We start from the raw sequence: 25,016 nt of genomic DNA on the forward strand, positions 1-25,016 counted from the left end.
TGTGCATCACCAGGCCCGCCCCGGGGGCGGTGTGCACAGGGGCCGGGCCGCCCGTTAAGGTAAACAAAGGGTTTCAATTGCCCGCGGCAATTGTCGCGCGTTAGCTCGATGTCTGATCGGACCCCGTCTGTGCGGAGAAGGTCCGGCACGTCATTCGACAGGGCCGCGGCATGTACAGGGACTGGAAGATCAGCACGTTCAACGGCGTCCTGCTGGCGTCGTATTTCATCCCGGCCTGGGCGATCCCGGCGCTCAAGATCGTGGTCTCGCCGGTTCATGGCCTGTTCTACGAGCGCGGCAATGTCGGCCCGGCGATGTTCGTCAGCGACATCCTGCAGTTCGGCACGCTCGCGACCGTGCGCTTCGCCTGGCTGCTGGCGCTGGCGAAACTCACGGTGGTCGGGTTCTTTGCGGTGTTCGCGGCGGCGACGCTGCGCGCGCCGAGCCGCAAGCGCGGGGCGGGCGACGAGGCGCTGGCCATCGCGCTGTTGCTCGGCAGCATGGTCAGCGTCGCGAGCATGGTGCTGACGTCGCAGGTCGGCGATGTCGCGGCGCTGCGGCTGCATGCCACCGAGTCGCTGCTGCTGCTCTCGCTGGGCATCGTGATGTTGGTGGAGACCGACAAGCCGGCCCGGAGCCTGCCGGCCGCGGAGGCGGGCGTGCCCGTGGCCGACGCTCCCTCGGCGATTGCAGGCTAACTCTCGAGCAGCCCGAGCTCCTTGAGCACCGCAGCGGCTTCCTTGGTGGCATGGTTGGCCGCCGGCACGCCGCAATAGATCGCCTGCTGCAGCAGGATCTCCTTGATGTCGTCGGCGGTGAAGCCGCCCTCGGTGAGGGCCGCGCGCACATGCATGCGGAATTCGTCCCACTGGCCGAGCGCCAGCATGGTGCCGATCACCAGCACGCGGCGGGTGCGCTCCTCGAAATGCGGCCGGGTCCAGATCTCGCCCCAGGCGTAGCGGGTGATGAGGTCGAGGAAATCGGCGTTGAAGCTGTTGCGGCCGGCCGCCGACTTGTCGACCCAGGCGTTGCCGAGCACCTTGCGCCGCTGCGTGTCGCCGCCGGCGCGGCGTTCATTGTCGTCCATCGATCACTCTCCCAAAAAGATCTCAGCGCTGGGTCAGGAAGCCGACCACGGCGTCGGTGAAGGCGTGCGGCTGCTCGACGTTGGAGATGTGTGCGGCGTCGAGAATTGTGAGGCTGGCGCGGGGGATCTGGCTGCGGATGAACTCGCCGGCGGCGAGGTTGGTCGCGGGATCGTGGCGGCCGGCGATCACCAGCGTCGGCCGCGTGATGGTGGGCAGCAGCGCGCGCTGGTCGAGGGCGCGTAGCGCCTCGCAGCAGGCGATGTAGCCCGCAAGCGGCGTTGCGGTGAGCATGGCTCGCATCTTCACCACCGTCTGCGGTTCGCGCTCGCGGAAGTCGCTCGTGAACCACGCGGTCATCACGGCGTCGGCGATCGCTTCGAAGCCGCTTTCCCTCAGCAGCTTGACGCGGTTGTCCCAGTTGGTCGGATCCGGATAGTAGCTCGTGGTGTTGGCGAGGATGATGCGGTCGAGGCGGTCCGGCGCGTTGGCGCCGAGCCACTGGCCGACCATGCCGCCCATCGACAGGCCGCACCAGTGCGTCTTCTCGATGTTGAGGTCGTCGAGGATGGCGAGCACGTCGCGGCCAAAGCGCTCGATCGAGTAGGGCGTTGCGCCGACATCGGATTTGCCGTGGCCGCGGCGGTCGTAGCGGATGACGCGGAACACCTTGGTCAGCGCCGCCATCTGCGGCTCCCACATGTGCAGCGTGGTGCCCAGCGAGTTCGAGAGCATCAGGGTCGGGCCGCCGTCGCGTCCCTCGACCGTGACATTGAGCCGGCAACCGTCGGCATCGACCATGGGCATGGTGTTCTCCTTTTGTCGTTCGTGTCGTTTCGTGCTCAGGCGCCGAGCGAGGCCAGCAGGCGATCGATCAGCGCCTGCGAGGCGCCCTGGTAGGCAAGGGGGTCGAACAGGCGGTCGAGCCGCGCGGCGTCGAGATGGGCGGTGACGCGGCTGTCGGCGGCGAGGACATCGCGCAGGTGTTTCTTCTGCGCGATCGCGGTGCGGCTCGCGGTCTCGATGATGTGATGGGCCTCGCTCTTGCCGATGGCGTCGGCAAGCGCCATCGACACCGCCTCGGCCATGATCAGGCCGTGGGTGGCGTCGAGGTTGGCGCGCATCCGCTCTGCGTCGACGTCGAGGCCTTCGGCGATGTCGACGATGGCGGCGAGTGCGCCGGAGGTGACCAGCATCAGGGTCGGCAGCGTCGGCCATTCGGCATGCCAGGGCCCGGCGCTGCGCTCGTGGTCCTGCACCTGCGCCGCGAAGATGGTGGCGGCGAGGTTCGGCGCCATGGTGGCGGCGCCGAGCGCCGAGGCCGCAGCCACCGGGTTGCGCTTGTGCGGCAAGGTGGAGGAGCCGCCGCGGCCTTCGCCGGCCGGCTCGTAGGCTTCCTGCACGTCGGTCTGCATCATCAGCGAGACGTCGCGCGCGATCTTGCCGCAGCTGCCGGTGAGGATGGCGAATACGGAGGCCGCTTCGGCGATGCGGTCGCGATGGGTATGCCAGGGCGCTTCCGGCAGCGGCAGCGCGAGCTCCACGGCGAGTTGCTCCGACACCGCAAGGCCCTTGTCGCCGAGCGCCGCCAGCGTGCCGGCGGCGCCGCCGAACTGCAGCGCGAGACCATCCGCGCGCAACTGCCGCAGGCGCTGGCGGCTGCGGTTGAGCGCGGCGGCGTATTCGGCGAGCTTCAATCCGAACGGCATCGGCAGCGCATGCTGCAGCCAGGTGCGCGCCACCATGGCGGTGTCACGGTGACGGCGGGCGAGCGCGGCGAAGCCGGCGACGGCGCGGTCGAGGTCGGGCAGCAGCACGTCGATCGCCGCGCGCAGCTGCAGCATGGTGGCGCTGTCGATGACGTCCTGGCTGGTCGCGCCCCAGTGCACATAGCGGGATGCCGCGGCATCGGCCTTGGCGACATGCGCGGTCAGCGCCTTGACCAGGGGAATGGCGAGGTTGCCGGCGCGGCTGGCGGCGTCGGCGAGCCCTGCGAAATCGAATCGATCAGCCCGGCAGGCGTCGCCGATCGGCGCCACGGCCGCGGCGGGGATGACGCCGCTCTTGGCCTCGGCGCGCGCCAGCGCGCTCTCGAAATCCAGCATGAACTGCAGGGTGGCGGCGTCGTCGCAGACGGCGCGCATGGCTGCGCTCGACAGCATGGGCGCGAGCAGGGGCGAGAGGGATGTGCTCATGGCCGGCACCCTAAAGCATTTTGTCATCAGGTCAAAAGCGTCTCGCCGCATTGCGAAAAGGTGCGCGCATGGCTGATGTCACGCGCTCACTTTTTGCGTGGGCGGTGTTTCAATTGCGCCGGAAGGTGGCTATTTAGGATCGTAAGCGAACGGAGTCGACTGCATGGCTATGACAATGAATGGGGAGGTTCAACTCCCGGCCTCCCGCGAGGTGGTGTGGGCCAAGCTCAACGATCCCGATGTGCTCAAGGCCTGCATTCCCGGCTGCGAGGAGCTGGAGAAGACCTCGGACAACGAATTCCGCGCCACCGCCAAGATGAAGGTCGGCCCGGTCTCGGCCCGCTTCAAGGGCCGGGTGACGCTGAGCGATTTCGATCCGCCGACCAGCTACAAGATCTCCGGCGAGGGCGAGGGTGGCGTCGCCGGCTTCGCCAAAGGCGGCGCCTCGGTGCATCTGCAGGACAAGGACGGCGGCACGCTGCTGACCTATGACGTCGACGCCCAGATCGGCGGCAAGCTCGCCCAGCTCGGCCAGCGCCTGATCAGCGGCGCCGCCAAGAAGCTCGCCGACGAATTTTTTACGAAGTTCGCCGATGCGGTGAAGGCCTCGGCCTGACGGATCACATGCCGCCGCGGGGGCCCCGCGGCGAGCCTCCCGCCCCGGGGAATTCCCGCGAAATTCAAACAAGAAATTCAAAAACGGCATGGCCGTCAGGCCCTTGCCGTGGTTGCCGAGCCCGCCTCGGGCACCTATGATGATTTAGAACCGTTTGAGAAGTCCCCCTTTCAGGGACGTCATCCCTGGAGGCGTTGCGCCGTGCAATGCGGCGTGTAGGAGAACCGCTGGTGGCCAAGATTTCCCTCATCGTGAACGGCAATCCTGTGACGGGCAATGTCGACCCGCGCACGCTGCTGGTTCAGTTCCTCCGTGAGAACCTGCGACTGACCGGGACCCATGTCGGCTGCGACACCTCGCAGTGCGGCGCCTGTGTGGTCCATGTCGACGGCAAGGCGGTGAAGTCCTGCACCACGCTGGCGGTGATGGTGGACGGCCAGAACATCACCACCATCGAGGGGCTGGCGCCGGAAGGCGCGCCGCTGCACCCGATGCAGGAGGCGTTCCGCGAGCATCACGGCCTGCAGTGCGGCTTCTGCACCCCGGGCATGATCATGACCGCGGTCGATATCGTTCGCCGCAAGGGCCACGAACTCGACCAGCACACCATCCGCGAGGAGCTCGAAGGCAACCTGTGCCGCTGCACCGGTTACCACAACATCGTCGAGTCGATTGCCGCCGGCGCCAAGGCGATGGCGAAGACGGCCTGATCGGCTGTTCGGCGCGGCCCCGCGGTCCCCAGGGATCGTCCAAGGACCATCAAGGATCATCCATGTACGAATTCAAATTCCATCGTCCGGCGACCGTGCGGCAGGCCGCCAATCTGCTCGCCAAGAACGAGGACGCCAAGATCGTCGCCGGCGGTCACACCCTGATCCCGGTGATGAAGCAGCGGCTCGCAAGCCCTCCCCATCTTGTCGACCTGTCGAAGGTGGAGAACCTCGTCGGCATCGAGATGAAGGGGCGTGCGCTGTCGATCGGCGCCATGACCACCCATGCCGAGGTCGCGGGGTCGGCCATCGTCGGCGAGGCGATCCCGGCGCTCGCGAGCCTTGCCGGGCAGATCGGTGATCCGGCCGTGCGCCATCGCGGCACCATCGGCGGCTCGCTCGCCAACAACGATCCGACCGCGGACTATCCGGCCGCGTGCCTTGCGCTCGATGCCACCATCGTCACCAACAAGCGCAGGCTCAAGGCGGAAGAATTCTTCCAGGGCCTGTTCACCACGGCGCTGGAGAGTGACGAGATCATCGTCCGCATCCAGTTTCCGCTGCCGAAGAAGGCGGCCTACATCAAGTTCCGCAACCAGGCGTCGCGTTATGCGCTGGTCGGCGTGTTCGTCGCCCGTCGTCCGTCGGAGGTCCGCGTCGCGGTCACCGGCGCCGGCAGCGACGGCGTGTTTCGCGTCACCGCGTTCGAGGAAGCGCTGAAGAAGCGGTTCGCGTCGAAGGCGCTGGAAGACATCGCCGTGTCGGCCGATGGCCTCAACAGCGATATCCACGGCAGCGCGGAGTATCGCGCGCACCTGATCGGCGTGCTGGCGCGCCGCGCCGTGGATGCGGCGAACGCGAAGTAACGCGCAGATTGGATGTTGTGATGAGCGCGCCGTCGGCACTGCCCACCTCGGTCGATGCGACGCTCGACCTCCTGACCCGGCAGGGCTACCTCGCCGAGCGCGCGCTTGCGACCGTCACCTATCTGTCGCTGCGCATGGGGCGTCCGCTGTTCCTGGAAGGGGAGGCGGGCGTCGGCAAGACCGAAATCGCCAAGGCGCTGTCGGCGGCGCTCGGCCGCTCGCTGATCCGCCTGCAGTGCTATGAGGGCCTCGACGTCGCCTCCGCCGTCTATGAGTGGAACAGTGCGGCGCAGATGATCGCCATCCGCCTCGCGGAAGCGACCGGCGCCACCGACCGCGAGCAGCTGTCGCACGACATCTTCGCCGAGCAGTACCTGATCAAGCGGCCGCTGCTGCGCGCGCTGGAGCCCGATGCCGCCGGAGCGCCGGTGCTGCTGATCGACGAGCTCGACCGCGCCGACGAGGCGTTCGAGGCGTACCTGCTGGAGATCCTCAGCGACTTCCAGGTCACAATCCCCGAATTCGGCACGGTGCGCGCGGCGCAGCCGCCGATCGTGATCCTGACCTCGAACCGCACCCGCGAGATCCATGACGCGCTGAAGCGGCGCTGCCTCTACCACTGGGTGGACTATCCCTCCGCCGAGCGCGAGCTCGCCATCGTCAAGTCGCGCGTGCCCGGCATCTCGGCAAAACTGTCCGAGCAGGTGGTGCGCTTCGTGCAGACGCTGCGCGACCAGGACCTGTTCAAGGTGCCGGGCGTCGCCGAGACCATCGACTGGGCGACCGCGCTGACCCAGCTCGACGCGCGCACGCTCACCCCGCAGGTGGTTGGAGATACGCTCGGCGCGCTGTTGAAGTACCAGGACGACATCGCCCGCATGCAGGGCGATGCGCTGCAGAAAACTATCAAGGACGCGGTCAGCGATCCGGCCTGACCGCTCAAGCTGCCGGGACCTCGATGCCCGAGATGACCGAAACGCCTGCCAGTGGACTGATCGCCGACAACATCGTCGGCTTTGCGCGCGCGCTGCGCGCCGCCGGCATTCCGGTCGGCCCCGGCGCCGTGATCGACGCGGTCAACGCGCTGCGCCTGATCGACATCGGCAACCGCGCCGACGTCTTTGCCACGCTGCAGTCGGTGTTCGTGATGCGCCACGAGCATATGCTGATCTTCGCCCAGGCGTTCGCGCTGTTCTTCCGCGTCGACCAGGGCTGGCAGCACATGCTGGATTCGGTGCCGCTGCCCGACCAGGCCAAGAAGCCGCCGCCGCCGGCCGCACGGCGGGTGCAGGAGGCGCTGGCGCAGCGCGAAACGACGGAGACGAAGGAGACCGTCGAGCAGGACATGCAGCTCTCGGTGTCCGACCAGGAGGTGCTGCAGAAGAAGGACTTCGCCCAGATGAGCGCGGCGGAGATCGCGGAGGCGAGCCGCGCCATTGCCAGGATGCGATTGCCGCAGGCGGAGCTGCGCACGCGCCGCTTCCAGCCGGACGCGAAGGGCCAGCGCCTCGACCTGCGGCGCACGCTGCGCGCCAGCCTGCGCACCGGCGGCGACATCGTCAGCGTTCGCCGGCTCGGCCGCATCGACAAGCCGGCGCCGATCGTGGCGCTGCTCGATATCTCCGGCTCCATGAGCGACTATACGCGGTTGTTCCTCCAGTTCCTCCACGCCATCACGGATGCCCGCAAGCGCGTCTCGGTGTTCCTGTTCGGCACCCGCCTGACCAATGTGACGCGGAGCCTGCGTGCCCGCGACCCCGACGAGGCGCTGGCGGCGTGCACGGCGTCGGTCGAGGACTGGTCCGGCGGCACGCGGATCGCGACCTCGCTGCACAGCTTCAACAAGCTGTGGGGGCGGCGGGTGCTGTCACAGGGCGCGATCGTGCTCTTGATCTCCGACGGCCTCGAGCGCGAGGTCGACGAGCGGCTGACGTTCGAGATGGACCGCCTGCACCGCTCCTGCCGGCGGCTGATCTGGCTCAACCCGCTGCTGCGCTATGACGGCTTCCAGGCCAAGGCGCAGGGCATCAAAATGATGTTGCCGCATGTTGACGAATTCCGCCCCGTGCACAATCTAAAGTCGATCGAAGGCCTGATCGATGCGCTCGCCGCGCCGGCCGAAACAGGGCACCGGTTCTCGCCCAAAGCCGCCGCCTAGGAGATCACCCCATGCTCAACCGTGATGACGATATCCTGAAAACCGCCGAACAGTGGCAGAAGGCCGGTCATGGCGTGGCGCTGGCCACCGTGATGGAGACCTGGGGCTCGGCGCCGCGGCCGACCGGCTCGCACCTCATCATCAACGACGACGGCACTTTCCTCGGCTCGGTGTCGGGGGGCTGCGTCGAGGGCGCGGTGGTGACCGAGGCGCTCGACGTCATCGCGTCGGGGCAGCCCAAGATGCTGGAGTTCGGCGTCGCCGACGAGACCGCCTGGAATGTCGGCCTGTCGTGCGGCGGCACCATCCGCGTGTTCGTCGAGAAGGTCGCCTGACCCCTCAGCGCCGCCCCGCAACCGCGGCGCGTCTGAACATGCCCTGCCTTTCGAATCCGACGTTCGCTGTCGGAAGGCACTGCGAGGAACAGCGAACGTTGCAACCGGGATCGTCATCGTGAAGCTCGCCCTGCTGTCCGAACTCAATGCCGAGCGCACCGCGCGGCGGCCTGCGATCGTGGTCACCGATGTCGCGAGCAACGCGCAGCGCCTCGTCAAGGCGGCGGACTTCGCCACTGATCCACTGCACGCCGAGCTCGACAAGCACCTGCGCATGAACAAGAGCGCGATGATCGAGGTCGACGGCCGCAAGCTGTTCCTCACCGTGCATGCGCCGGTGGCGCGGCTCGTCATCACCGGTGCTGTTCACATCAGCCAGGCGCTGGCGCCGCTCGCCGCCTCGCTCGACTATGACGTCATCATCGTCGATCCGCGCACGGCGTTCGCATCGCCCGAGCGCTTCCCGAGCGTGCCGCTGATCGCCGAGTGGCCGGACACCGCGCTACCGCCGCTCAATGTCGACCGCTACACCGCGTTCGTGGCGCTGACCCATGATCCCAAGATCGACGATCCGGCATTGCTGCATGCACTGGCGCGCGATTGCTTCTACATCGGTGCGCTGGGATCTCGTAAAACCCACGCCAAGCGGCTCGATCGCTTGAAGGCACAGGGCGCGCGCGAGGCGGATCTGTCGCGCATCCATGCGCCGATCGGGCTTGCCATCGGCGCGATCTCGCCCGCCGAGATCGCTGTCGCGATCATGGCCGAGATCACTGCCGAGCTGCGCCTGCCGAAGGCTGCCAAGGCGCAAGAGAGCGCGGCATGAAGTTCGGTCCTGTAGCCCCCGCCGATGCGGTCGGCGGCGTCACCGTCCACACCATCCGCAAGGGCCCGCTGGTGCTCAAGAAGGGCACGACGGTGAGCGTCGCCGAGGTCGAGGCGCTGACCCGTGCCGGCGTGCGCGAGATCGTGGTGGCGCGGCTCGAGGACGGCGACGTCTCGGAGGATGTAGCGGCCGCAAGCATCGCCAGCGCGGTGGCCGGGCCCGGCGTGACCGTGGAACGCGCGGTGACCGGGCGCGCCAACCTGTTTGCCGCCCAGGCCGGCGTGCTGGTGGTCGACCGCGGCGCAGTCGATCGCATCAACGAGATCGACGAGGCGATCACGCTGGCGACGCTGCCGGCTTTCAAGGCGGTGGTCGCCGGCGAGATGATCGGCACGGTGAAGCTCATTCCGTTCGGCGTCGCCGGGCGGCTGCGCGATCAGGCGGTCGCTGCGGTGGCGCCGGACACGCTGAAGGTCGTGCCCTATGCGGTGAAGAAGGTCGGCGTGGTCTCGACCCTGCTGCCGGGCCTCGCGCCCAAGGTGATCGAGAAGACGCTGCGTGTCACCGCCGAGCGTCTCGCACCGGCCGGCGCCGCCATCATCGCCGAGCGCCGCGTGCCCCACGAGGAGGCCGCCCTTGCAGATGCTATCCGCGAACTGCTCGGGCTCGGCGCGCAGCTGGTGATCGTGTTCGGCGCCTCCGCGATCGCCGACCGTCGCGATGTCATCCCGGCGGCGATCGAGACCATCGGCGGGCGCATCGAGCATTTCGGCATGCCGGTCGATCCCGGCAATCTGCTGCTGATCGGCAGCGCGCAGGACGTGCCGGTGCTCGGCGCGCCGGGCTGCGCGCGCTCGCCGACCGAGAACGGCTTCGACTGGGTGCTGATGCGGCTGCTCGCGGGCCTCAAGGTGGCGCGCGCCGATATCACCGGGCTCGGGGTCGGCGGCCTCCTGATGGAGATCGTCACGCGGCCGCAGCCGCGTGTGGCGGCGGGCACCGAGGGCAACCGCCGTGTCGCCGCGGTTGTGCTGGCGGCCGGTCGTTCGACCCGCATGGGCGGGCCGAACAAGCTGCTCGCCGAGCTTGCCGGCAAGGCGCTGGTGCGGATTGTCGCCGAGCAGGCGCTGCGCTCGAAGGCGGCGCCGGTGATCGTCGTCACCGGCCATCAGGCCGACGCGGTGCGGGCGGCGCTCGCCGGCCTCGATGTCACCTTCGTGCATAACGCGGATTTCGCCAGCGGCCTTGCCTCCTCGGTCAAGGCCGGCGTCGCCGCCGTGCCGGCGGACGTCGATGGTGCCGTGGTGTGCCTCGGCGACATGCCGATGGTCGAGGCCGCGCTGATCGACCGCCTGATCGAGGCCTTCGATCCCGACCGCGGCGCGCTGATCGCGGTGCCGGTCAGCGACGGCCGCCGCGGCAACCCGGTGCTGTGGTCGCGCCGCTTCTTCCCGGAACTGATGACGCTGGACGGCGATACCGGCGCGCGTCACCTGATCGCCCGTCATGGCGAGGCGCTCGCCGAAGTCCCGGTCGAGGGCAAGGGTGCTTTCCTCGATATCGACACGCCGGACGCGCTGGAGCTCGCCAGGGGGAGTTGAAGGGGAGTTGAGGGGCGGCCGAGGGCGGTTAACCCTGTTCGTTTGCTTCGCGTTCACCAAGTTGAAACGACCCCCCGACTAGATTGCCGGCCATACTGGGCACCTCGGGGGAGGGGATTTTCCGTGTTTCGGCTTGCCTTTTGGGCGGTGGCTACGCGTCGCCGCGCGCTGATTGCCGTTCTGATGCTGGCCGCGGCCGGCTGTGGCCTCCTCGGTGACGCCCTGGCGGCGGGCGCGCTCGCCATCGGCAAGTGTGGCGCCTATGGCCAGGCCTTCGACTATCCGACGCCCGCTGCCGCGATTGCGGCCGCCCGCCAGAAGTGCAAGGGCGAATGCACGGCCGTCACCATGCGCCGCGCCTGCGTGGCGCTCGCCATCGACATGACCAATCCCTGCGGCGCCTACGGCCAGGCGGTCGCGCCGCGCATCTCCTCGGCGCTGAACGCCGCGACCAGGTACTGCTACCAGTATGGCGGCAAGGAATGTGTGATCCGCGCCTGGGCGTGCGACGCCCGCGGCTGAGCGTTCAGCTGCCGGAGGGGCGCGAGTAGCCCCACACCCACAGCGCGATCAGGTTTACCAGCGGAATGAAGTAGAGCAGGGCCCAGAACGGGCTGAGGCCGTCGCGCTTGAGGATGCGCGCGATCGGCAGCGGCGTCGCCAGAAGGGCCAACACCACGACCCAGTGCCAGATTGAAAAACCGTCCATGTGTCCGCTGCTCCCCTTGCGAAAGGCCGGTCCGTGTGGTCGGAAATGCAACTTTTGGACGAGGGTGCAGACTGTCGCAACTCGCATGAATAAGTCAATGATGACAGTCGCCTGACCGAAAACACCGGGGATTGCCGTTACACCGAAGGAAACGGCTTGCTTATGACTGACCAGTCAGTCATATTTTGTTTCATGAGTGAACCGAAAACCCCGCGCGACATGCGTCCGGCGTCCCGCGGCAGCAGTGGCGGGACATCCCGCGCCGTGTCGGCGCGGGTGGCGCGCGCGCAGGAGCGGCGCGAAGCGATTCTGGCGGCCGCGCTGGATGCCTTTGTCGAGCGCGGCTTCGCCGCCACCCGCCTTGAGGACATCGCCGCCCAGGCCGGGGTGGCGAAGGGCACCATCTACCTGCACTTCGCCGACAAGGAAGCGCTGTTCCAGGAACTGGTGCGCACCAATATCGGGCCGCTGATCGCCGAGCTTGCGCGGCCGCCACAGGGCGGCGGCTCGGTGCGCGCCATGGTCGAGGCCTTCGCCACCACCTTCGCGCGCGAGGTGATCGGCACGCGGCGCGGCGACATCGTGCGTCTCGTCATTTCCGAGGGCGCGCGCTTTCCGGCGCTGTCGGAGTTCTACTACCGCGAGGTGGTGTCGCGCGGCATCGAGGCGATGAGCCGGATGATCGCGCTCGGCGTGGCACGGGGCGAGATCCGCAACGAAGCACTGGTGCGTTTCCCGCAACTCGTGGCCGCCCCCGCCATGCTCGGCGTCATCTGGCAGGGCCTGTTCGGCGCCTACGCGCCGCTCGACGTCCTCGCCATGCTGCAGGTTCACATCGATCTGGTCTTCGGACCGCGGAGGGCGGAATGAGCGCCACGTCACATCTCGTACGATGGAGCGGCGTGCTGGCGCTCGGCCTGCTGCTCGCCGGCTGCAACGAGCCGAAAACCACCGGCTATCAGGGCTGGGTCGAGGCCGATCTGATTTTCGTCAGCCCCGACGAGGCGGGACGGGTGGTCAAGCAGACCGTGCGCGAGGGCGACGAGGTCGCCGTCGGCCAGCCGCTGTTCTCGCTCGACGACGACCTGCAGCGCGCCGACCACAACCAGAACATCGCGACGCTGGAGAATGCCAGGCAGACCTACGATCGGGCGCAGTCGCTGAGCCGCACCGGCTCGGGCACGCAGGCCAATCTCGATGGCGCGGTGTCGGCGCTGCGGGTGGCGGAGGCGCGGGTCAACACCTCGCAGACGCGGCTCGCCCGGCGCAATGCCTTCGCGCCGGTCGCCGGCGCGATCCAGCAGATCTATTTCCGTGAGGGCGAGATGGTCGGCGCGCAGCGGCCGGTGCTGTCGATCCTGCCGCCGGGCAACATGAAGGTGCGGTTCTTCGTGCCGGAGCCGGCCTTGCCGACATTCGCGCTCGGCGATCAGGTGCGGGTGACGTGCGACGGCTGCGCCGCGGATCTCACCGCGCGGATCTATTTCATCGCCACCACGGCGGAATACACCCCGCCGGTGATCTACAGCCTCGACGAGCGCAACAAGCTCGTCTACCTGATCCAGGCCAGGCCCGACAAGCCGACCAGCCTGCGGGTCGGCCAGCCCGTCACCGTGGTGCCGATCGGCAAGCCCGTCGCAGCCAATCCGTGAGCCGCAGATGGTCGAGCCCCGCCACGCATCAGCGCCGCCCGAGATCGCCATCGACGTCTCCGGACTGTCGAAATCATTCGGCGGCCGCACCGTGGTCGAGAACCTGTCGATGCAGGTGCGGCGCGGCTCGATCTACGGCTTCCTCGGGCCCAACGGCTCCGGCAAGACCACGACCATCCGCATGCTGTGCGGCTTGCTGACCCCCGACAGCGGGCAGGGCACGTGTCTCGGCTACGACATCCGCCGCGACGCCGACAGGATCAAGCTGCGCGTCGGCTACATGACCCAGCGCTTCAGCCTCTATCAGGATCTCTCGGTGCGCGAGAACCTCGAGTTCGTCGCGCGCCTCTATGGCATGGCGCGCCCCCGCACGGCGGCGCGTGACATGATCCGCCGCCTCGGTCTCGATGGCCGCGAGGAGCAGCTCGCGGGCGAATTGTCCGGCGGCTGGAAGCAGCGCCTCGCGCTCGGCGCCTGCACGCTGCCCGGGCCGGACCTGCTGCTGCTCGACGAGCCGACCGCCGGCGTCGATCCCAAGGCGCGCCGCGAATTCTGGAACGAGATCCACGCCCTTGCCGCCGAAGGCCTCACCGTGCTGGTCTCCACCCACTACATGGACGAGGCCGAGCGCTGTCACGAGATCGCCTACATCGCCTACGGCAAGCTGCTCGCCCATGGCACGGTCGAGCAGGTCATCGCGCAGTCGGCGCTGACCACCTACACCGTGACCGGCGCCGACCTGAACGGGCTGTCGGCTGAGCTTGCGAACAAGGACGGCGTCGACATGGTGGCGCCGTTCGGCAACAGCCTGCACGTCTCCGGGCGTGACGCGGCTGCGCTCGAAACCTCGATCGCGCCGTATCGCGCCCGCGACGGCATTGCCTGGCAGAAGTCCGAGCCGTCGCTGGAAGACGTGTTCATCGAGCTGATGGGCCGGTCGAAGGATAATTTCCGATGAGTGGGCCTAACGGCGATATCGCTCCGCACCGTGCCGATCGCAGGTTCGGCGGCTGGCTGCTGCGCACGTGGGCGATGCTGATCAAGGAGTTCATCCAGCTCAAGCGCGACCGCGTGTCGTTCGCGATGATCATCGCGCTGCCGGTGATGCAGCTGATGCTGTTCGGCTACGCCATCAACACCACGCCGCACAACCTGCCGACCGCGGTGCTGCTGCAGGAGGACAGCGACCTTGCGCGCTCGCTGGTCAAGGCGATGGAGAACACCGCCTATTTCCGCTTCACCCGCGAGGTGCGCACGGTCGCCGAATTCGACGACCTGCTGCTGTCGGGCAAGGTGCTGTTCGGCGTCGAGATCCCCCGCGACTTCGAGCGCGGGGTGCGGCGCGGCGACAAGCCGGCGGTGCTGGTCGCCGCCGACGCCACCGATCCGGTGGCGGCGAGTGCGGCGTTGTCCTCGCTCGGTGTGCTGTGGCAGACCGCGCTGGCGCACGACCGCGTCGCCGGCAATCCCGCCGACCCGCCGTTCGAGTTCCGCGCCCACGCCCGCTACAACCCCGCGGCGGCGTCGCGGCTCAACATCGTGCCGGGCCTTGTCGGCACCATCCTCACCATGACCATGCTGATCTTCACCGCGCTGTCGGTGACACGCGAGATCGAGCGCGGCACCATGGAGAGCCTGCTGTCGATGCCGATCACGCCGGTCGAGGTCATGCTCGGCAAGATCATTCCCTATGTGCTGGTCGGCTTCCTGCAGGCGGCGCTGATCATCGGCATCGGCGTCGTGCTGTTCGGCGTACCGATCTTCGGCAGCCTTGCGCTGCTCGCAGGGCTGAGCACGCTGTTCATCGCCGCCAACCTGTCGATCGGCTACACCTTCTCGACCATCGCGCAGAACCAGCTGCAGGCGATGCAGATGTCGATGATGTTCTTCCTGCCCAACATCCTGCTGTCGGGTTTCATGTTCCCGTTCGCGGGCATGCCGGTGTGGGCGCAGTGGATCGGCGAGGCGTTGCCGCTGACCCATTACATCCGCATCGTGCGCGCCATCATGCTCAAGGGGTCGACGCTGCACCACCTGCAATACGATGCGATCGCGCTCGCCGGCCTCGTGCTGGTGGCGATGGCGATCGCAGTGTCGCGCTTCCGCCGCACGCTGGACTGACGCACGGGCTGGACAGCCCGCCGTCGGGCGGCATAATCGCCGCCGACCGCAGGTCCAACAACACGGGAGATTTTTCGCGATGGCGTCGATCACCGAGCGGCTGGAGGCGTGCTACACCGGCGTCGTGCACGACGTGATGCGCGGCATGGGGCTGCGCGCCTTCACGCTGCCGGCGGAACTGCGCCCCATTCTTCCCGAGAAGGCGATGGCCGGGCCGGCGTTCACGATCCAGGGCAAGGTCGATCCGGCCGCCGATCCGCACGAAACGCTGCTGGCCTGGACCGGGCTGCTGTCGCAGGCGCCGGCCGGCTCGATCTGGGTGTCGCAGCCCAACGATCGCGTCGTCGCCCACATGGGCGAATTGTCGGCCGAGACGCTCAAGAACAAGGGCGTGCGCGGCTGCGTCGCCGACGGCTTCGTCCGCGACGTCAACTTCCTGCTCGCGATCGGCTTCCAGACCTGGTGCCGTGGCTTCACCCCGCGCGACATCGTCGGCTACTGGCTGCCGGAGGCGACCGGCGTCGATATCCGGATCGGCGATGTGGTGATCGCGCCGGGCGACTACATGGTCGGTGATCGCGACGGCCTGATCCGCGTGCCGGCCGCGCGGGTCGAGGAGATCGTTGCGGCGGCCGAGCAGGCCATCGCAACCGAAAGCCAGGTCCGCACCGCGATCCTGTCGGGCATGGATCCGCAGCAGGCCTATCTCCGTTATGGAAAATTCTAGTGTGGTGGATCTGACATTCGCTTCAGAATCGCCGCGAGTTCTCCGAGCGAATGTCAGATCCAAAACCACACTAGAAGCTTATATTTGCTAGTGTCCCTATGGTTCTAACATTCGCAAAAGAGCCTACCCCAAAGGGATGCGAATGTTAGAACCGGGACACTAGCGCGCCCCGGCATCGTCCGGGGGACTTGCGCGGCTGACGAGGCAATCCATGTGGTCGCGATGGCGAAAGGGGGGAGCGGACCAGCCGGTGGTCTCGCCGGAATTCCGGCAGGAGCTGACGCGCCAGATCCTCAAGACCGAGCTGATCCGGATCAAGGCGCTGATCGTGACCACCACCGTGCTCGCCGCCGCGCTGTGGTGCATGTACACCTACGCGCTGGATCATGTGCAGCTGATCTGGCGCGGCCGCCTCAAGCCGGACTACCTCTACCTCATCCTCGGTCCGTTCATCGCCTACGAGCTGGTGCTGCATGCGGTGATCAAGCGGCGGCTCGGGCTCGATCGCGACGTGCCAGTGCTGCGGCGCTATCTCAGCGCCCTGATCGAGACCAGCCTGCCGACCGTTGCGCTGATGCTCCATATCGACAACATGGGGTCGGTCCAGGCGCTCGGCTTCGTCACGCCGTTTGCCTATTTCATCTTCATCATTCTCTCGACGCTGCGGCTCGACTTCTGGCTGTCGACGTTCACGGGAGCGGCCGCGGCTGTCGAGCTGTTCGCCATGGCGGTGTGGTATCACCCCGATGCGCCGCCTGACATCGTCTACCATCTCGCACGCAGCCTGATCATCCTGCTGTGCGGCGTGCTCGCCGGCGCGGTCGGCGTGCAGCTCCGCCGCCAGTTCGAGGCCAGCATCGCGGCGGCCACCGCCCGCGACCGGGTGGCGAACCTGTTCGGCCAGCACGTCTCGCCGCAGGTCGTCGAACGGTTGCTGGCGGAGGGCACCAGCACCGAGAGCGACATCCGCCGCGTCGCGGTGATGTTCGTGGATTTCCGCAGCTTCACCGCGCAGGCGCGCTCGCGCACGCCGCAGCAGGTGGTGGCGCGGCTGGACGGCGCCTTTGCCGTGCTGGTGGAGATCCTCGACCGGCACGGCGGCATCGTGAACAAGTTTCTCGGCGACGGCTTTCTTGCCCTGTTCGGGGCGCCGTTCGAGACGCCCGATGCCGCGCGCCATGCGGTCGAGGCGGCGCGCGAGATGCTCGCGGCCATGGAGCGGATCAATGCCGGCAGTGACTGGCCGCTGCGGATCGGCATCGGGCTGCATGTCGGCGAGGTGGTGGCCGGCACCGTCGGCTCGCCGCGGCGCAAGGAATATACGGTGATCGGCGACACGGTGAACCTTGCGGCGCGGCTCGAGGCGCTGAACAAGGAGTTCAATTCCCAGGTGCTGGTGTCCGCCGGCGTGCACGATGCGCTCGACAGCGCCGTCGCCGACGCCCGGCCACTCGGCGAAGTGTCGATCCGCGGCTACGACCGGCCGATGGCGATCTGGCAACTGGGGTGAGGGGAACGCCGGTTAGAACTGCGGCGCCGCCAGGTTGTCGATGCTGACGCCTTCGCGCTCTTCAATGATCTCGGCGATGAAGCGGCGGTGGCAGTTGGTGTGGTCGCGCTCATAGCACAACAGGCACACCGGGCCGGCGGTGCGCACCAGCGTGGCGAGTTCGTCCATCTCCTCCCTGGCCTGCGGCGTCTTGAGATGGGCGGTGTAGACCTTTGTCAGCGTCTTGACGTCGCCGGCGCGGGCGGCGAGGCGGCCGTCCTTGGGCGTGCCGAGGCCGCGCAGGTGGACATAGGCGAGGCCGCGCGCATCGAGGCCGGCGGCGAGCTGGGTCTTGGAGAAGCCGGGACGGCGCGAGGCGGCGATGGCGCGCACGTCGACCAGCAGCTTGACACCGGCGCGCTGCAACTCGTCGAGCACGGCTGTCGCCGGCGTCTGCTCGTAGCCGATGGTGAACAGCGTGTGCTTGCGGGCTTTGGCCACCGGGACGCTCCGTTCGGTCATTTCAACCGGGCGATCAGCTCCATGGCGCCGGCCGGCGCCCGGATCTTGCCCTCGTGGATGACATAGGCGAACACCTCGCGCGGCTGCTTTTTCGGCGCCGTGTCGTCGACCTTGGGCAAGTCATCGGGCTCGCCGCCCGCGGCCCACAGCTTCAGCCGCTCGGCCCAGGCATCGAGCGCCTTCGGCGGATAGCAGGTCTTGATGTCGTCGTTGCCCTTCTGCAGGCGGGCGTAGACGAAGTCGCCGACCACGTCGGCGATGGCCGGATAGGTATTGTGCTCCGAGAATACCACCGGGATGCCGAACTGCCGCAGCAGCGCGATGAATGCCGGGGTGCGGAAGCTGTCGTGGCGGACCTCGACGACATGGCGCAGCTTCAGTCCGTCCTGCTCGTGCGGCAGCAGTTCCAGGAACTTGCCGAAATCCGCCTCGTCGAATTTCTTGGTCGGCGCGAACTGCCACAGCACCGGGCCGAGCCGGTCGCGCAGCTCGGTGAGGCCCTGGTCGTAGAACCGCTTGATGGAGTCGCCGGCCTCCGCCAGCACCTTGCGATTGGTGGTGAAGCGCGAGGCCTTGAGCGAGAAGATGAAGCCGTCGGGCACTTCGCTGGCCCATTTGCGGAAGGTCTCCGGCTTCTGCGAGCCGTAATAGGTTCCGTTGACCTCGATCGAGGTCAGCTGGCTCGCGGCGTAGCTCAGTTCCTTCGATTGCGGCAGCTTCTCCGGATAGAACACGCCGCGCCACGGCTCGAACGTCCAGCCGCCGATGCCGAGATAGATGTTGCCACTTTTCTTGGCCATTCCCCGGGCCCCCTTGAATTCCGAAAGTTGCCTACCATATGGACTTCAACGGCGATGTCGATGCTTCCCCGAGGCTCCATCGCCGAGACGACCACGAGATACGGTCGCGCCGGATGTACGCGCGATCGGTCGCTCGTGGTCGTTGGCGTTTGTGGCCGGCCGCGACTGCCGCCGGCCACCCGTTTTCCGCCCTATCCCCCGGGTCTGCCTCCGCCTTTCAGGAACTTCGCCTTGGCACCATGTCCGGGCGCCGCTATATGCTGCCGCCATGACCGAATCGGCGACCACGGCTCCGACTCCGACCAAAATCCCGCTCGTGGCCGAGGCCCGCGCGCCGCGGGTTCCCGCGCCGGATACGGGCGGGGCACAAGCCTCCTGGGCGGTCGCCCGCCAGCTCTCGGTGATCGTTCCGACGTTCAAGGAACGTGACAACGTCGTGACGCTGTATCACCGTCTCGAGACCACGCTGGCCGGCGTCGACTGGGAGGTGATCTTCGTCGACGACAATTCGCCTGATGGCACCTGGCAGGTGGTGCGGGATCTCGCCGCGCGCGACACCCGCGTGCGCTGCATCCGTCGCATCGGCCGCCGCGGCCTGTCCGGCGCCTGCATCGAGGGCATTCTCGCCGCCAGCGCGCCCTTTGCCGCGGTGATCGACGCCGATCTGCAGCACGACGAGACCCAACTGCCGAAGATGCTGGCGCTGCTGCAGAGCGGCGCCGCCGAACTCGTCGTCGGCAGCCGCTATGTCGAGGGCGGCAGTGCGGACGCCTTCGGCCGCGGCCGGCTCGGCATCAGCGTCGCGGCCACCATGGTCGCCAAACGCCTGCTCGGGGTGAAGATCGCCGATCCCATGAGCGGCTTCTTCATGATCCGCCGCGACCGTTTCGAGGAACTGGCGCCGTCGCTGTCGGTGCAGGGCTTCAAGATCCTGCTCGACATCGTCGCCACCGCGCGGGGTCAGCTGCGGACCGTCGAGGTGCCGTTCGTGTTCGGCTCGCGCCAGCATGGCGAGAGCAAGCTCGATTCCATGGTGGCGCTCGATTTCTTCGGCCTCGTGCTGGCGAAGCTGACGCGCGATCTGGTGTCGTTGCGCTTCCTGATGTTCGCGCTGGTCGGCGCGGTCGGCCTCGCGGTGCATCTCGTCACGCTCGACCTTGCGATGCTGGTGTGGCCGGGCTCGTTCACCAAGGCGCAGACGATCGCGGCGTTCGTCGCCATGACCAGCAACTTCCTGCTCAACAACGTCCTGACCTATCGCGACCAGCGCCTCAAGGGTTTCGCGATCCTGCGCGGCCTCGTGGTGTTCTACATCGTCTGCGGCGTCGGGCTGCTGGCCAATGTCGGCGTCGCCTTCTCGATCTACAACCAGCGGCCGATCTGGTGGCTGGCGGGCGCCGCCGGCGCGCTGATGGGCGCGGTGTGGAACTACGCGCTGTCGAGCCTGCTGGTGTGGCGCCGGCGATGATCCGCCTCGGCGCCCGCGACGTCCAGGGCGTGGCACTGACGGTCGTGGCGCTGGTGCTGGTGCGCCTTGTCGCCGCCGCGGTCACGCCGCTGACTTTCGACGAAGCCTATTACTGGACCTGGTCGAAGAATCTTGCCGGCGGCTACTACGACCATCCGCCGATGGTCGCGCTCGTCATCCGCCTCGGCACGCTGATCGCCGGCGATACCCAGCTCGGTGTGCGGCTCGTTGCCGTGCTGCTGGGCCTGCCGATGAGCTATGCGGTCTATCATGCGACGCGGATCCTGTCCGGCAGCCACCGCGTCGCCGCGAGCTCCACCATTCTGCTCAACGTCACGCTGATGGTCGCGGTCGGCACGCTGATCGTGACGCCGGATGCGCCGCTGATGGTGGCGGCGGCCTTCGTGCTGCTGGCGCTCGCCAAGGTGCTGGAGACCGGGCAGGGGGCGTGGTGGCTCGCGGTCGGGCTCGCGGTCGGCGCCGCGCTGTTGTCGAAGTACACCGCGCTGCTCTACGGCCTCAGCATCCTGGTCTGGCTGCTCGCGGTGCCCAAGCTGCGGCGCTGGCTGTGGTCGCCATGGCCGTATCTCGGCGGCGTCGTGGCGTTCGCGGTGTTCGCGCCGGTGATCCTGTGGAACCAGCAGCACCACTGGGTGTCGTTCATCAAGCAGCTCGGCCGCGCGCGCGTCGACGGCCTGACGCTGCGGTTCGTCGGCGAGATGATCCCGACCCAGTTCGTGTTCGCGACCCCGGCGGTGTTCATTCTCGGCGTCATGGGGCTGTACGTGCTGGCCCGCCGCGACGGCGGCGCGGCGCCGGCCCGCGTGCTGGTCAACGCGCTGTTCTGGCCGATCGCGCTGTATTTCATCTGGCACTCGCTGCACAGCCGCGTCGAGGCCAACTGGCTCGGGCCGGTGTATCCGCCGTTCGCCATCGCGGCGGCCGCAGCCGCCCACAGCCCGCTGTGGCGCGGCGGCGCGCAGCGCACGGTGGCGTTGTGCCGCCGCTGGGCCGCACCGGGCGGCGTGGTGCTGCTGCTGGCGCTGATCCTGCAGGCCAACACCGGCCTGCTGACGGGCTATCGCCGCGACGCCTCGGTGCGCAGCATCGGCGTCGGCTGGCCGCAGCTCGCCGCCGAGATCGATACGGTGCGCCAGCGCACCGGCGCGGCCTGCGTGCTGGCGCCCGACTATGGCACGGTGTCGTGGCTGATGTTCTATCTGCCGAAGGGCAGCTGCGTGGTGCAGCCGGCGCAGCGCATCCGCTGGGTCAACGCCCCGGAGCCGGATCCCGCGCTGCTGGCCGGCAAGCTGCTGTACGTCGACGAGATCCGCGCCGACGGCCAGGCGGCGCTCAGGGCGGCCTATGCGCATTTCACAAAAGTGGCAGACCTGCCGCGCAAGCGCGGACCGCTGACGATCGAGACCTACGAAATCGATCTGCTCGAGGGCGCGAGGACAGCCGTCCTGGATCGTTCGCCGCCGCCGGAGCTGCAGTAGGCCTCGGCGCCGGCGGGCCGTCAGACGTTGGCGCCGATGTCGCCGCGCGCCCTGGACGGCACCGTGATCACGTCGTTCGCCGCCGGTGCGGGCCGGTGCTGATAGAGGCGATTGCTGGCGTGCAGCAGCGCCATGTCGAACAACGCGCGGAAGGTGTCGTCGTCGTCGGCGAGCTGGCGTGCGGCGAGGCAGAGGTCGCTGAGGGCTTCGAGGCGAAGCTCCTTCAGCTCGGGTGCTTCGCACGGCTGCAAGGCAAGCTGGCTGACCAGCTCGGCGAACCGCTTGAGCTCGTCGACCGCGGCACTCAGGTTCTCGACAGCGGCGCTCGTCGGCTGTCCGGTGTGCTCGTCATCAGTCACAATAATTCGAGGTCTGCTATGTGCAGATATCATGGCATTCCCCCTGGCATTATTGACTTGAAATGAATCTAAGCCGATTCGCCGCGCGTTGGGCAACTGTCAAAACGGACGCGCCTGCTCGTTTGCTGGGCGTCGGGAACAACAATGTCTCGATGTGTCCAACTCGTTGGCGCATCGCGTTTGCCCCGTAAATTAACGTGTTAAATGAATCGATGCGCGCGGCGGCGCGGCGTCTGCGCAAGGCGTGTCGGCACGAACCGGCGGCTTCAGTCCGCCAGCGCGCGCCTCGTAAGCTTGATCAGGTGTGAACACACGGCTGCGGCGCATTGGTCTATGCTGGCGCGGATCACGAGGCGTGGAGAGGTCACCATGACGCTGGGGCTGATCGCGGTGGTGCTGGCGCTGCTCGCGACATCCGTCATCGCGCTTGCGGACCTGATCCGGATCAGTCCGCTGCTGCGGCGCGGGCTCGGCGGCTATTTTCTGACGCGAACGCAGGGCGCGTCCGGCGACCGCCATGGCGGCCGCCGCGACGATGGCGGCGAGCGGCGCTGAACGTCATGTGCCGCGGGCATCCGGAACAGCAAAAAGCCCGGCATCGCTGCCGGGCTTTCCGCATTTCGAAGGGGAGCTGGACTTAGAAGTCCATGCCGCCCATGCCGCCGCCCGGAGGCATCGCGGGGCCAGCCGACGCCTTCTTCGGCAGCTCGGCGACCATCGCCTCGGTGGTGATCAGCAGGCCCGCGACCGACGCCGCGTTCTGGATCGCCGCACGCACGACCTTGGTCGGGTCGATGATGCCCTTGCTGACCATGTTGACGTACTCGCCGGTCTGCGAGTCGAAGCCGTACGAGTACTGCTCCTTCTCGAGCACCTTGCCGACGATCACCGAACCGTCCTCGCCAGCGTTCGTGGCGATCTGGCGGGCCGGAGCCGACAGCGCCTTGCGCACGATCTCGACGCCGGTCTTCTGGTCGTCGTTCTGGGTGCGGATGCGCTTGAGCTGCTCGGAGGCGCGCAGCAGGGCGACGCCGCCGCCCGGCAGGATGCCTTCCTCGACAGCCGCGCGGGTCGCGTGCATCGCGTCGTCAACGCGGTCCTTCTTCTCCTTGACCTCGACCTCGGTCGCGCCGCCGACGCGGATCACCGCGACGCCGCCTGCGAGCTTGGCGAGACGCTCCTGCAGCTTCTCACGGTCGTAGTCCGAGGTGGTCTCCTCGATCTGCGCCTTGATCTGGGCGACGCGGGCGTCGATGTCGGCCTTCTTGCCGGCGCCGTTGACGATCGTGGTGTTTTCCTTGTCGATCATCACCTTCTTGGCGCGGCCGAGCATCTGCAGCGTGACGTTCTCGAGCTTGATGCCGAGGTCTTCCGAGATCGCGGTGCCGCCGGTCAGGATGGCGATGTCCTGCAGCATGGCCTTGCGGCGATCGCCGAAGCCCGGAGCCTTGACGGCCGCGACCTTGAGGCCGCCGCGCAGACGGTTGACGACCAGCGTCGCCAGCGCCTCACCCTCGACATCCTCGGCGACGATGACCAGCGGCTTGCCGGTCTGCACCACGGCCTCGAGCAGCGGCAGCAGCTCGTTCAGCGAGGACAGCTTCTTCTCGTTGATCAGGACGTAGGCGTCGTCGAACTCGACGCGCATCTTGTCGGCGTTGGTGACGAAGTAGGGCGAGATGTAGCCGCGGTCGAACTGCATGCCTTCGACGACGTCGAGCTCGGTCTCCAGCGACTTCGCTTCCTCGACGGTGATGACACCCTCGTTGCCGACCTTCTTCATGGCGTCGGCGAGGAACTTGCCGATTTCGGCATCGCCGTTGGCCGAGATGGTGCCGACCTGGGCGATCTCGTCGTTCGAGGTGACCTTCTTGGAGTTCTTGACGAGATCGGCGACGACAGCCTCGACCGCGAGGTCGATGCCGCGCTTCAGATCCATCGGGTTCATGCCGGCGGCAACCGACTTCGCGCCCTCACGGACGATCGCCTGGGCGAGCACGGTGGCGGTGGTGGTGCCGTCACCGGCGAGGTCGGCCGACTTCGAGGCGACTTCGCGCACCATCTGGGCGCCCATGTTCTCGAACTTGTCCTCGAGCTCGATCTCCTTGGCGACGGTGACGCCGTCCTTGGTGATGCGCGGCGCGCCGAACGACTTGTCGAGCACGACGTTGCGGCCCTTCGGGCCGAGCGTGACCTTCACCGCATTGGCGAGGATGTCGACGCCACGCAGCATCTTTTCGCGGGCTTCGGCGGAGAATTTGACTTCTTTAGCTGCCATTGTTTCGCTTCCTTAGAGGATGAATGGACGAGAGGCGCTTACGCGGCCTTCTTGCCGGCGCCCTGGCCTTCCAGCACGCCGAGGATGTCGCTTTCCTTCATGATCAGCAGGTCGGTGCCGTCGATCTTCACCTCGGTGCCCGACCACTTGCCGAACAGCACGACATCGCCGACCTTGAGGTCGAGGGGGATCAGCTTGCCGGCCTCGTCGCGGCCGCCCGGACCCACGGCGACGATCTCGCCCTGAGACGGCTTCTCCTTCGCGGTATCCGGAATGATGATGCCGCCGGCCGTCTTGGTGTCGGCGTCGATACGCTTGACCACAACACGATCGTGAAGCGGACGGAATTTCATCGCGTTTCTCCTAAACCTATGACAAAACTTGAATTTTGCTTATTTTGGCAGTCTCGACAGGTGAGTGCTATCGAGGCTGGCTCCGAGATAGTCGGCGCTCATGCCATGATCAAGGGTATTTGGGGAAAAATTTGGCACTCTGATCAATGGACTGCCAAGGGTCTGACATCGTCGTTAACACAAAACGCGGCGCAATTGTCAGCACTATTGCAACGTTGCTGCTAATGCTTTGATAATCAACACTTTATTCGTTATTTGAGCTTGAGATTAGCGACGTGAATGCCAAACATTTTGCGATGCGCGTGAATGCGCCCGTGCATGGGGAGACTGGCATGACGTCGAACGTGACCTTGAAGGGAACCGCCGCAGGGGATTTCGCCAAGCAGCTCGCCGGTTATGGTCTGACCACGGCCGAGATCCTGTACCGCCGGCCCGACCATCGCTGGCTGCTGCAGACCTATGTCTGGCAGGACTACGACCTGTGTCCCGACTTTCCCGCGCTGAAGGGCTTTTTGGCGTTCTGGCAGCAGAAGATCGAAGGGGCGTTGTTCTCGGTAACGGTGGCGCATTCGCGCCTGATCAAGCCGGCCGAGATCAAGGTCGTCGACGGGATCTTCCGCCTGCACTGAACAGGCCGCGCGGCCACG

At 67.3% G+C, this 25,016-nt stretch carries 29 protein-coding genes; 20 read left to right on the plus strand and 9 right to left on the minus strand.

Going from position 1 to position 25,016, the window contains the following annotated elements; all coding sequences use genetic code 11:
- The first annotated feature begins 170 nt into the window (after nucleotides 1-170).
- Nucleotides 171-698, plus strand: a complete 528-nt coding sequence (locus tag AB4Z37_RS20920) for a hypothetical protein (RefSeq protein WP_441518667.1) — start codon at nucleotides 171-173, stop codon at nucleotides 696-698.
- Here the strand turns inward: AB4Z37_RS20920 and AB4Z37_RS20925 are convergent.
- Genes AB4Z37_RS20925 through AB4Z37_RS20935 form a run of 3 tightly spaced genes read right to left on the minus strand, consistent with a single transcriptional unit; the run spans nucleotide 695 to nucleotide 3,280 of the window.
- Nucleotides 695-1,087 carry a carboxymuconolactone decarboxylase family protein gene (locus AB4Z37_RS20925; protein WP_441518668.1) on the minus strand — a complete coding sequence of 131 codons (393 nt, stop codon included), beginning with the start codon at nucleotides 1,085-1,087 and terminating at the stop codon, nucleotides 695-697. The two genes, AB4Z37_RS20920 and AB4Z37_RS20925, sit on opposite strands and share 4 nt — an antisense overlap.
- A gap of 22 nt (nucleotides 1,088-1,109) precedes the next feature.
- On the minus strand, nucleotides 1,110-1,892 hold the full coding sequence (gene pcaD / locus AB4Z37_RS20930; RefSeq protein ID WP_441518669.1) for a 3-oxoadipate enol-lactonase: 783 nt from the start codon (nucleotides 1,890-1,892) through the stop codon (nucleotides 1,110-1,112).
- Between the two features lie 35 nt (nucleotides 1,893-1,927).
- Nucleotides 1,928-3,280, minus strand: a complete 1,353-nt coding sequence (locus AB4Z37_RS20935; RefSeq protein WP_441518670.1) for a 3-carboxy-cis,cis-muconate cycloisomerase — start codon at nucleotides 3,278-3,280, stop codon at nucleotides 1,928-1,930.
- Nucleotides 3,281-3,443: 163 nt separating this feature from the next.
- Here AB4Z37_RS20935 and AB4Z37_RS20940 point away from each other — a divergent pair, with 163 nt between their 5' ends.
- From AB4Z37_RS20940 to AB4Z37_RS20980, 9 genes are all read left to right on the plus strand, one after another.
- Nucleotides 3,444-3,896 (plus strand): SRPBCC family protein, encoded by a 453-nt coding sequence (locus AB4Z37_RS20940; protein ID WP_441518671.1) that lies wholly within the window; start codon nucleotides 3,444-3,446, stop codon nucleotides 3,894-3,896.
- Between the two features lie 230 nt (nucleotides 3,897-4,126).
- Nucleotides 4,127-4,606, plus strand: a complete 480-nt coding sequence (locus AB4Z37_RS20945) for a (2Fe-2S)-binding protein (protein WP_441518672.1) — start codon at nucleotides 4,127-4,129, stop codon at nucleotides 4,604-4,606.
- 62 nt (nucleotides 4,607-4,668) lie between these two features.
- Complete coding sequence (locus AB4Z37_RS20950) at nucleotides 4,669-5,472, plus strand: FAD binding domain-containing protein (RefSeq protein WP_441518673.1); 804 nt, start codon at nucleotides 4,669-4,671, stop codon at nucleotides 5,470-5,472.
- Nucleotides 5,473-5,492: 20 nt separating this feature from the next.
- On the plus strand, nucleotides 5,493-6,407 hold the full coding sequence (locus AB4Z37_RS20955) for an AAA family ATPase (RefSeq protein ID WP_441518674.1): 915 nt from the start codon (nucleotides 5,493-5,495) through the stop codon (nucleotides 6,405-6,407).
- Nucleotides 6,408-6,430: 23 nt separating this feature from the next.
- Nucleotides 6,431-7,630 carry a vWA domain-containing protein gene (locus tag AB4Z37_RS20960; RefSeq protein ID WP_441518675.1) on the plus strand — a complete coding sequence of 400 codons (1,200 nt, stop codon included), beginning with the start codon at nucleotides 6,431-6,433 and terminating at the stop codon, nucleotides 7,628-7,630.
- Nucleotides 7,631-7,641: 11 nt separating this feature from the next.
- Nucleotides 7,642-7,965, plus strand: coding sequence for an XdhC family protein (locus AB4Z37_RS20965; protein ID WP_441518676.1), 324 nt, complete (start codon nucleotides 7,642-7,644; stop codon nucleotides 7,963-7,965).
- A 118-nt stretch (nucleotides 7,966-8,083) separates the two neighbouring features.
- Nucleotides 8,084-8,791 (plus strand): XdhC family protein, encoded by a 708-nt coding sequence (locus AB4Z37_RS20970; protein ID WP_441518677.1) that lies wholly within the window; start codon nucleotides 8,084-8,086, stop codon nucleotides 8,789-8,791.
- Nucleotides 8,788-10,392 (plus strand): NTP transferase domain-containing protein, encoded by a 1,605-nt coding sequence (locus AB4Z37_RS20975; RefSeq protein ID WP_441518678.1) that lies wholly within the window; start codon nucleotides 8,788-8,790, stop codon nucleotides 10,390-10,392. Before AB4Z37_RS20970 ends, AB4Z37_RS20975 begins: the two co-directional genes overlap by 4 nt.
- Before the next feature lie 183 nt (nucleotides 10,393-10,575).
- Nucleotides 10,576-10,914 (plus strand): DUF4189 domain-containing protein, encoded by a 339-nt coding sequence (locus tag AB4Z37_RS20980; RefSeq protein WP_441518822.1) that lies wholly within the window; start codon nucleotides 10,576-10,578, stop codon nucleotides 10,912-10,914.
- Between the two features lie 4 nt (nucleotides 10,915-10,918).
- On the opposite strand, the gene AB4Z37_RS20985 is transcribed toward AB4Z37_RS20980, so the two are convergent.
- The gene (locus tag AB4Z37_RS20985) at nucleotides 10,919-11,101 is read right to left on the minus strand and encodes a hypothetical protein (RefSeq protein ID WP_441518679.1); all 183 of its coding nucleotides are present in this window, start codon (nucleotides 11,099-11,101) and stop codon (nucleotides 10,919-10,921) included.
- A 192-nt stretch (nucleotides 11,102-11,293) separates the two neighbouring features.
- Here AB4Z37_RS20985 and AB4Z37_RS20990 point away from each other — a divergent pair, with 192 nt between their 5' ends.
- The 6 genes from AB4Z37_RS20990 (at nucleotide 11,294) to AB4Z37_RS21015 (ending at nucleotide 17,111) form a co-directional block, all read left to right on the plus strand.
- Entirely contained in the window at nucleotides 11,294-11,971 is a 678-nt protein-coding gene (locus AB4Z37_RS20990; protein WP_441518680.1) for a TetR/AcrR family transcriptional regulator, read from the plus strand.
- Nucleotides 11,968-12,753, plus strand: coding sequence for an HlyD family secretion protein (locus tag AB4Z37_RS20995; RefSeq protein WP_441518681.1), 786 nt, complete (start codon nucleotides 11,968-11,970; stop codon nucleotides 12,751-12,753). The genes AB4Z37_RS20990 and AB4Z37_RS20995 overlap by 4 nt, the downstream gene beginning before the upstream one ends.
- Before the next feature lie 7 nt (nucleotides 12,754-12,760).
- Nucleotides 12,761-13,711 carry an ATP-binding cassette domain-containing protein gene (locus AB4Z37_RS21000; RefSeq protein WP_441518682.1) on the plus strand — a complete coding sequence of 317 codons (951 nt, stop codon included), beginning with the start codon at nucleotides 12,761-12,763 and terminating at the stop codon, nucleotides 13,709-13,711.
- Nucleotides 13,708-14,874 (plus strand): ABC transporter permease, encoded by a 1,167-nt coding sequence (locus AB4Z37_RS21005; RefSeq protein WP_441518683.1) that lies wholly within the window; start codon nucleotides 13,708-13,710, stop codon nucleotides 14,872-14,874. Before AB4Z37_RS21000 ends, AB4Z37_RS21005 begins: the two co-directional genes overlap by 4 nt.
- 79 nt (nucleotides 14,875-14,953) lie before the next feature.
- Nucleotides 14,954-15,601 (plus strand): RraA family protein, encoded by a 648-nt coding sequence (locus AB4Z37_RS21010; RefSeq protein WP_441518684.1) that lies wholly within the window; start codon nucleotides 14,954-14,956, stop codon nucleotides 15,599-15,601.
- A gap of 211 nt (nucleotides 15,602-15,812) precedes the next feature.
- Nucleotides 15,813-17,111, plus strand: a complete 1,299-nt coding sequence (locus AB4Z37_RS21015; RefSeq protein WP_441518685.1) for an adenylate/guanylate cyclase domain-containing protein — start codon at nucleotides 15,813-15,815, stop codon at nucleotides 17,109-17,111.
- 12 nt (nucleotides 17,112-17,123) lie between these two features.
- On the opposite strand, the gene AB4Z37_RS21020 is transcribed toward AB4Z37_RS21015, so the two are convergent.
- Nucleotides 17,124-17,591: a DUF488 domain-containing protein gene (locus AB4Z37_RS21020; protein WP_441518686.1), complete on the minus strand. Its 468-nt coding sequence runs from the start codon at nucleotides 17,589-17,591 to the stop codon at nucleotides 17,124-17,126.
- Nucleotides 17,592-17,608: 17 nt separating this feature from the next.
- Complete coding sequence (locus tag AB4Z37_RS21025) at nucleotides 17,609-18,412, minus strand: DUF72 domain-containing protein (RefSeq protein ID WP_441518687.1); 804 nt, start codon at nucleotides 18,410-18,412, stop codon at nucleotides 17,609-17,611.
- Between the two features lie 268 nt (nucleotides 18,413-18,680).
- Here AB4Z37_RS21025 and AB4Z37_RS21030 point away from each other — a divergent pair, with 268 nt between their 5' ends.
- Both AB4Z37_RS21030 and AB4Z37_RS21035 read left to right on the plus strand, forming a co-directional pair.
- Entirely contained in the window at nucleotides 18,681-19,880 is a 1,200-nt protein-coding gene (locus AB4Z37_RS21030; protein WP_441518688.1) for a glycosyltransferase, read from the plus strand.
- On the plus strand, nucleotides 19,877-21,379 hold the full coding sequence (locus AB4Z37_RS21035) for a glycosyltransferase family 39 protein (protein ID WP_441518689.1): 1,503 nt from the start codon (nucleotides 19,877-19,879) through the stop codon (nucleotides 21,377-21,379). Before AB4Z37_RS21030 ends, AB4Z37_RS21035 begins: the two co-directional genes overlap by 4 nt.
- A 20-nt stretch (nucleotides 21,380-21,399) precedes the next feature.
- Here AB4Z37_RS21035 and AB4Z37_RS21040 read toward each other — a convergent pair whose 3' ends face one another.
- Complete coding sequence (locus AB4Z37_RS21040) at nucleotides 21,400-21,738, minus strand: hypothetical protein (RefSeq protein ID WP_441518690.1); 339 nt, start codon at nucleotides 21,736-21,738, stop codon at nucleotides 21,400-21,402.
- Nucleotides 21,739-22,107: 369 nt separating this feature from the next.
- On the opposite strand from AB4Z37_RS21040, the gene AB4Z37_RS21045 reads away from it, so the two are divergent.
- Nucleotides 22,108-22,293: a hypothetical protein gene (locus tag AB4Z37_RS21045; RefSeq protein ID WP_441518691.1), complete on the plus strand. Its 186-nt coding sequence runs from the start codon at nucleotides 22,108-22,110 to the stop codon at nucleotides 22,291-22,293.
- Nucleotides 22,294-22,375: 82 nt separating this feature from the next.
- On the opposite strand, the gene groL is transcribed toward AB4Z37_RS21045, so the two are convergent.
- On the minus strand, nucleotides 22,376-24,016 hold the full coding sequence (gene groL / locus AB4Z37_RS21050) for a chaperonin GroEL (protein ID WP_441518692.1): 1,641 nt from the start codon (nucleotides 24,014-24,016) through the stop codon (nucleotides 22,376-22,378).
- Nucleotides 24,017-24,054: 38 nt separating this feature from the next.
- The gene (locus AB4Z37_RS21055; RefSeq protein ID WP_441518693.1) at nucleotides 24,055-24,369 is read right to left on the minus strand and encodes a co-chaperone GroES; all 315 of its coding nucleotides are present in this window, start codon (nucleotides 24,367-24,369) and stop codon (nucleotides 24,055-24,057) included.
- Between the two features lie 332 nt (nucleotides 24,370-24,701).
- On the opposite strand from AB4Z37_RS21055, the gene AB4Z37_RS21060 reads away from it, so the two are divergent.
- A complete protein-coding gene (locus tag AB4Z37_RS21060) occupies nucleotides 24,702-24,998 on the plus strand; it encodes an usg protein (RefSeq protein WP_441518694.1) in 297 nt (98 codons plus the stop codon).
- Nucleotides 24,999-25,016: the final 18 nt, after the last annotated feature.

It is taken from the genome of Bradyrhizobium sp. 2TAF24 (assembly GCF_052115025.1).
Lineage (GTDB): Bacteria > Pseudomonadota > Alphaproteobacteria > Rhizobiales > Xanthobacteraceae > Bradyrhizobium_A.

Bases quoted from the DNA above. Each gene is read 5' to 3' on its own strand.
- AB4Z37_RS20935 (WP_441518670.1), bottom strand. From the start codon at position 3,280: ATGAGCACATCCCTCTCGCCCCTGCTCGCGCCCATGCTGTCGAGCGCA.
- AB4Z37_RS21010 (WP_441518684.1), top strand. From the start codon at position 14,954: ATGGCGTCGATCACCGAGCGGCTGGAGGCGTGCTACACCGGCGTCGTG.
- AB4Z37_RS20990 (WP_441518680.1), top strand. From the start codon at position 11,294: ATGAGTGAACCGAAAACCCCGCGCGACATGCGTCCGGCGTCCCGCGGC.
- AB4Z37_RS21025 (WP_441518687.1), bottom strand. From the start codon at position 18,412: ATGGCCAAGAAAAGTGGCAACATCTATCTCGGCATCGGCGGCTGGACG.
- AB4Z37_RS20940 (WP_441518671.1), top strand. From the start codon at position 3,444: ATGGCTATGACAATGAATGGGGAGGTTCAACTCCCGGCCTCCCGCGAG.
- AB4Z37_RS21045 (WP_441518691.1), top strand. From the start codon at position 22,108: ATGACGCTGGGGCTGATCGCGGTGGTGCTGGCGCTGCTCGCGACATCC.
- pcaD (WP_441518669.1), bottom strand. From the start codon at position 1,892: ATGCCCATGGTCGATGCCGACGGTTGCCGGCTCAATGTCACGGTCGAG.
- AB4Z37_RS20950 (WP_441518673.1), top strand. From the start codon at position 4,669: ATGTACGAATTCAAATTCCATCGTCCGGCGACCGTGCGGCAGGCCGCC.
- AB4Z37_RS21030 (WP_441518688.1), top strand. From the start codon at position 18,681: ATGACCGAATCGGCGACCACGGCTCCGACTCCGACCAAAATCCCGCTC.
- AB4Z37_RS20980 (WP_441518822.1), top strand. From the start codon at position 10,576: ATGCTGGCCGCGGCCGGCTGTGGCCTCCTCGGTGACGCCCTGGCGGCG.
- groL (WP_441518692.1), bottom strand. From the start codon at position 24,016: ATGGCAGCTAAAGAAGTCAAATTCTCCGCCGAAGCCCGCGAAAAGATG.
- AB4Z37_RS21000 (WP_441518682.1), top strand. From the start codon at position 12,761: ATGGTCGAGCCCCGCCACGCATCAGCGCCGCCCGAGATCGCCATCGAC.
- AB4Z37_RS21060 (WP_441518694.1), top strand. From the start codon at position 24,702: ATGACGTCGAACGTGACCTTGAAGGGAACCGCCGCAGGGGATTTCGCC.
- AB4Z37_RS20920 (WP_441518667.1), top strand. From the start codon at position 171: ATGTACAGGGACTGGAAGATCAGCACGTTCAACGGCGTCCTGCTGGCG.
- AB4Z37_RS20985 (WP_441518679.1), bottom strand. From the start codon at position 11,101: ATGGACGGTTTTTCAATCTGGCACTGGGTCGTGGTGTTGGCCCTTCTG.
- AB4Z37_RS21035 (WP_441518689.1), top strand. From the start codon at position 19,877: ATGATCCGCCTCGGCGCCCGCGACGTCCAGGGCGTGGCACTGACGGTC.
- AB4Z37_RS20975 (WP_441518678.1), top strand. From the start codon at position 8,788: ATGAAGTTCGGTCCTGTAGCCCCCGCCGATGCGGTCGGCGGCGTCACC.
- AB4Z37_RS20965 (WP_441518676.1), top strand. From the start codon at position 7,642: ATGCTCAACCGTGATGACGATATCCTGAAAACCGCCGAACAGTGGCAG.
- AB4Z37_RS21015 (WP_441518685.1), top strand. From the start codon at position 15,813: ATGTGGTCGCGATGGCGAAAGGGGGGAGCGGACCAGCCGGTGGTCTCG.
- AB4Z37_RS21055 (WP_441518693.1), bottom strand. From the start codon at position 24,369: ATGAAATTCCGTCCGCTTCACGATCGTGTTGTGGTCAAGCGTATCGAC.
- AB4Z37_RS21005 (WP_441518683.1), top strand. From the start codon at position 13,708: ATGAGTGGGCCTAACGGCGATATCGCTCCGCACCGTGCCGATCGCAGG.
- AB4Z37_RS20955 (WP_441518674.1), top strand. From the start codon at position 5,493: ATGAGCGCGCCGTCGGCACTGCCCACCTCGGTCGATGCGACGCTCGAC.
- AB4Z37_RS20960 (WP_441518675.1), top strand. From the start codon at position 6,431: ATGCCCGAGATGACCGAAACGCCTGCCAGTGGACTGATCGCCGACAAC.
- AB4Z37_RS20995 (WP_441518681.1), top strand. From the start codon at position 11,968: ATGAGCGCCACGTCACATCTCGTACGATGGAGCGGCGTGCTGGCGCTC.
- AB4Z37_RS20925 (WP_441518668.1), bottom strand. From the start codon at position 1,087: ATGGACGACAATGAACGCCGCGCCGGCGGCGACACGCAGCGGCGCAAG.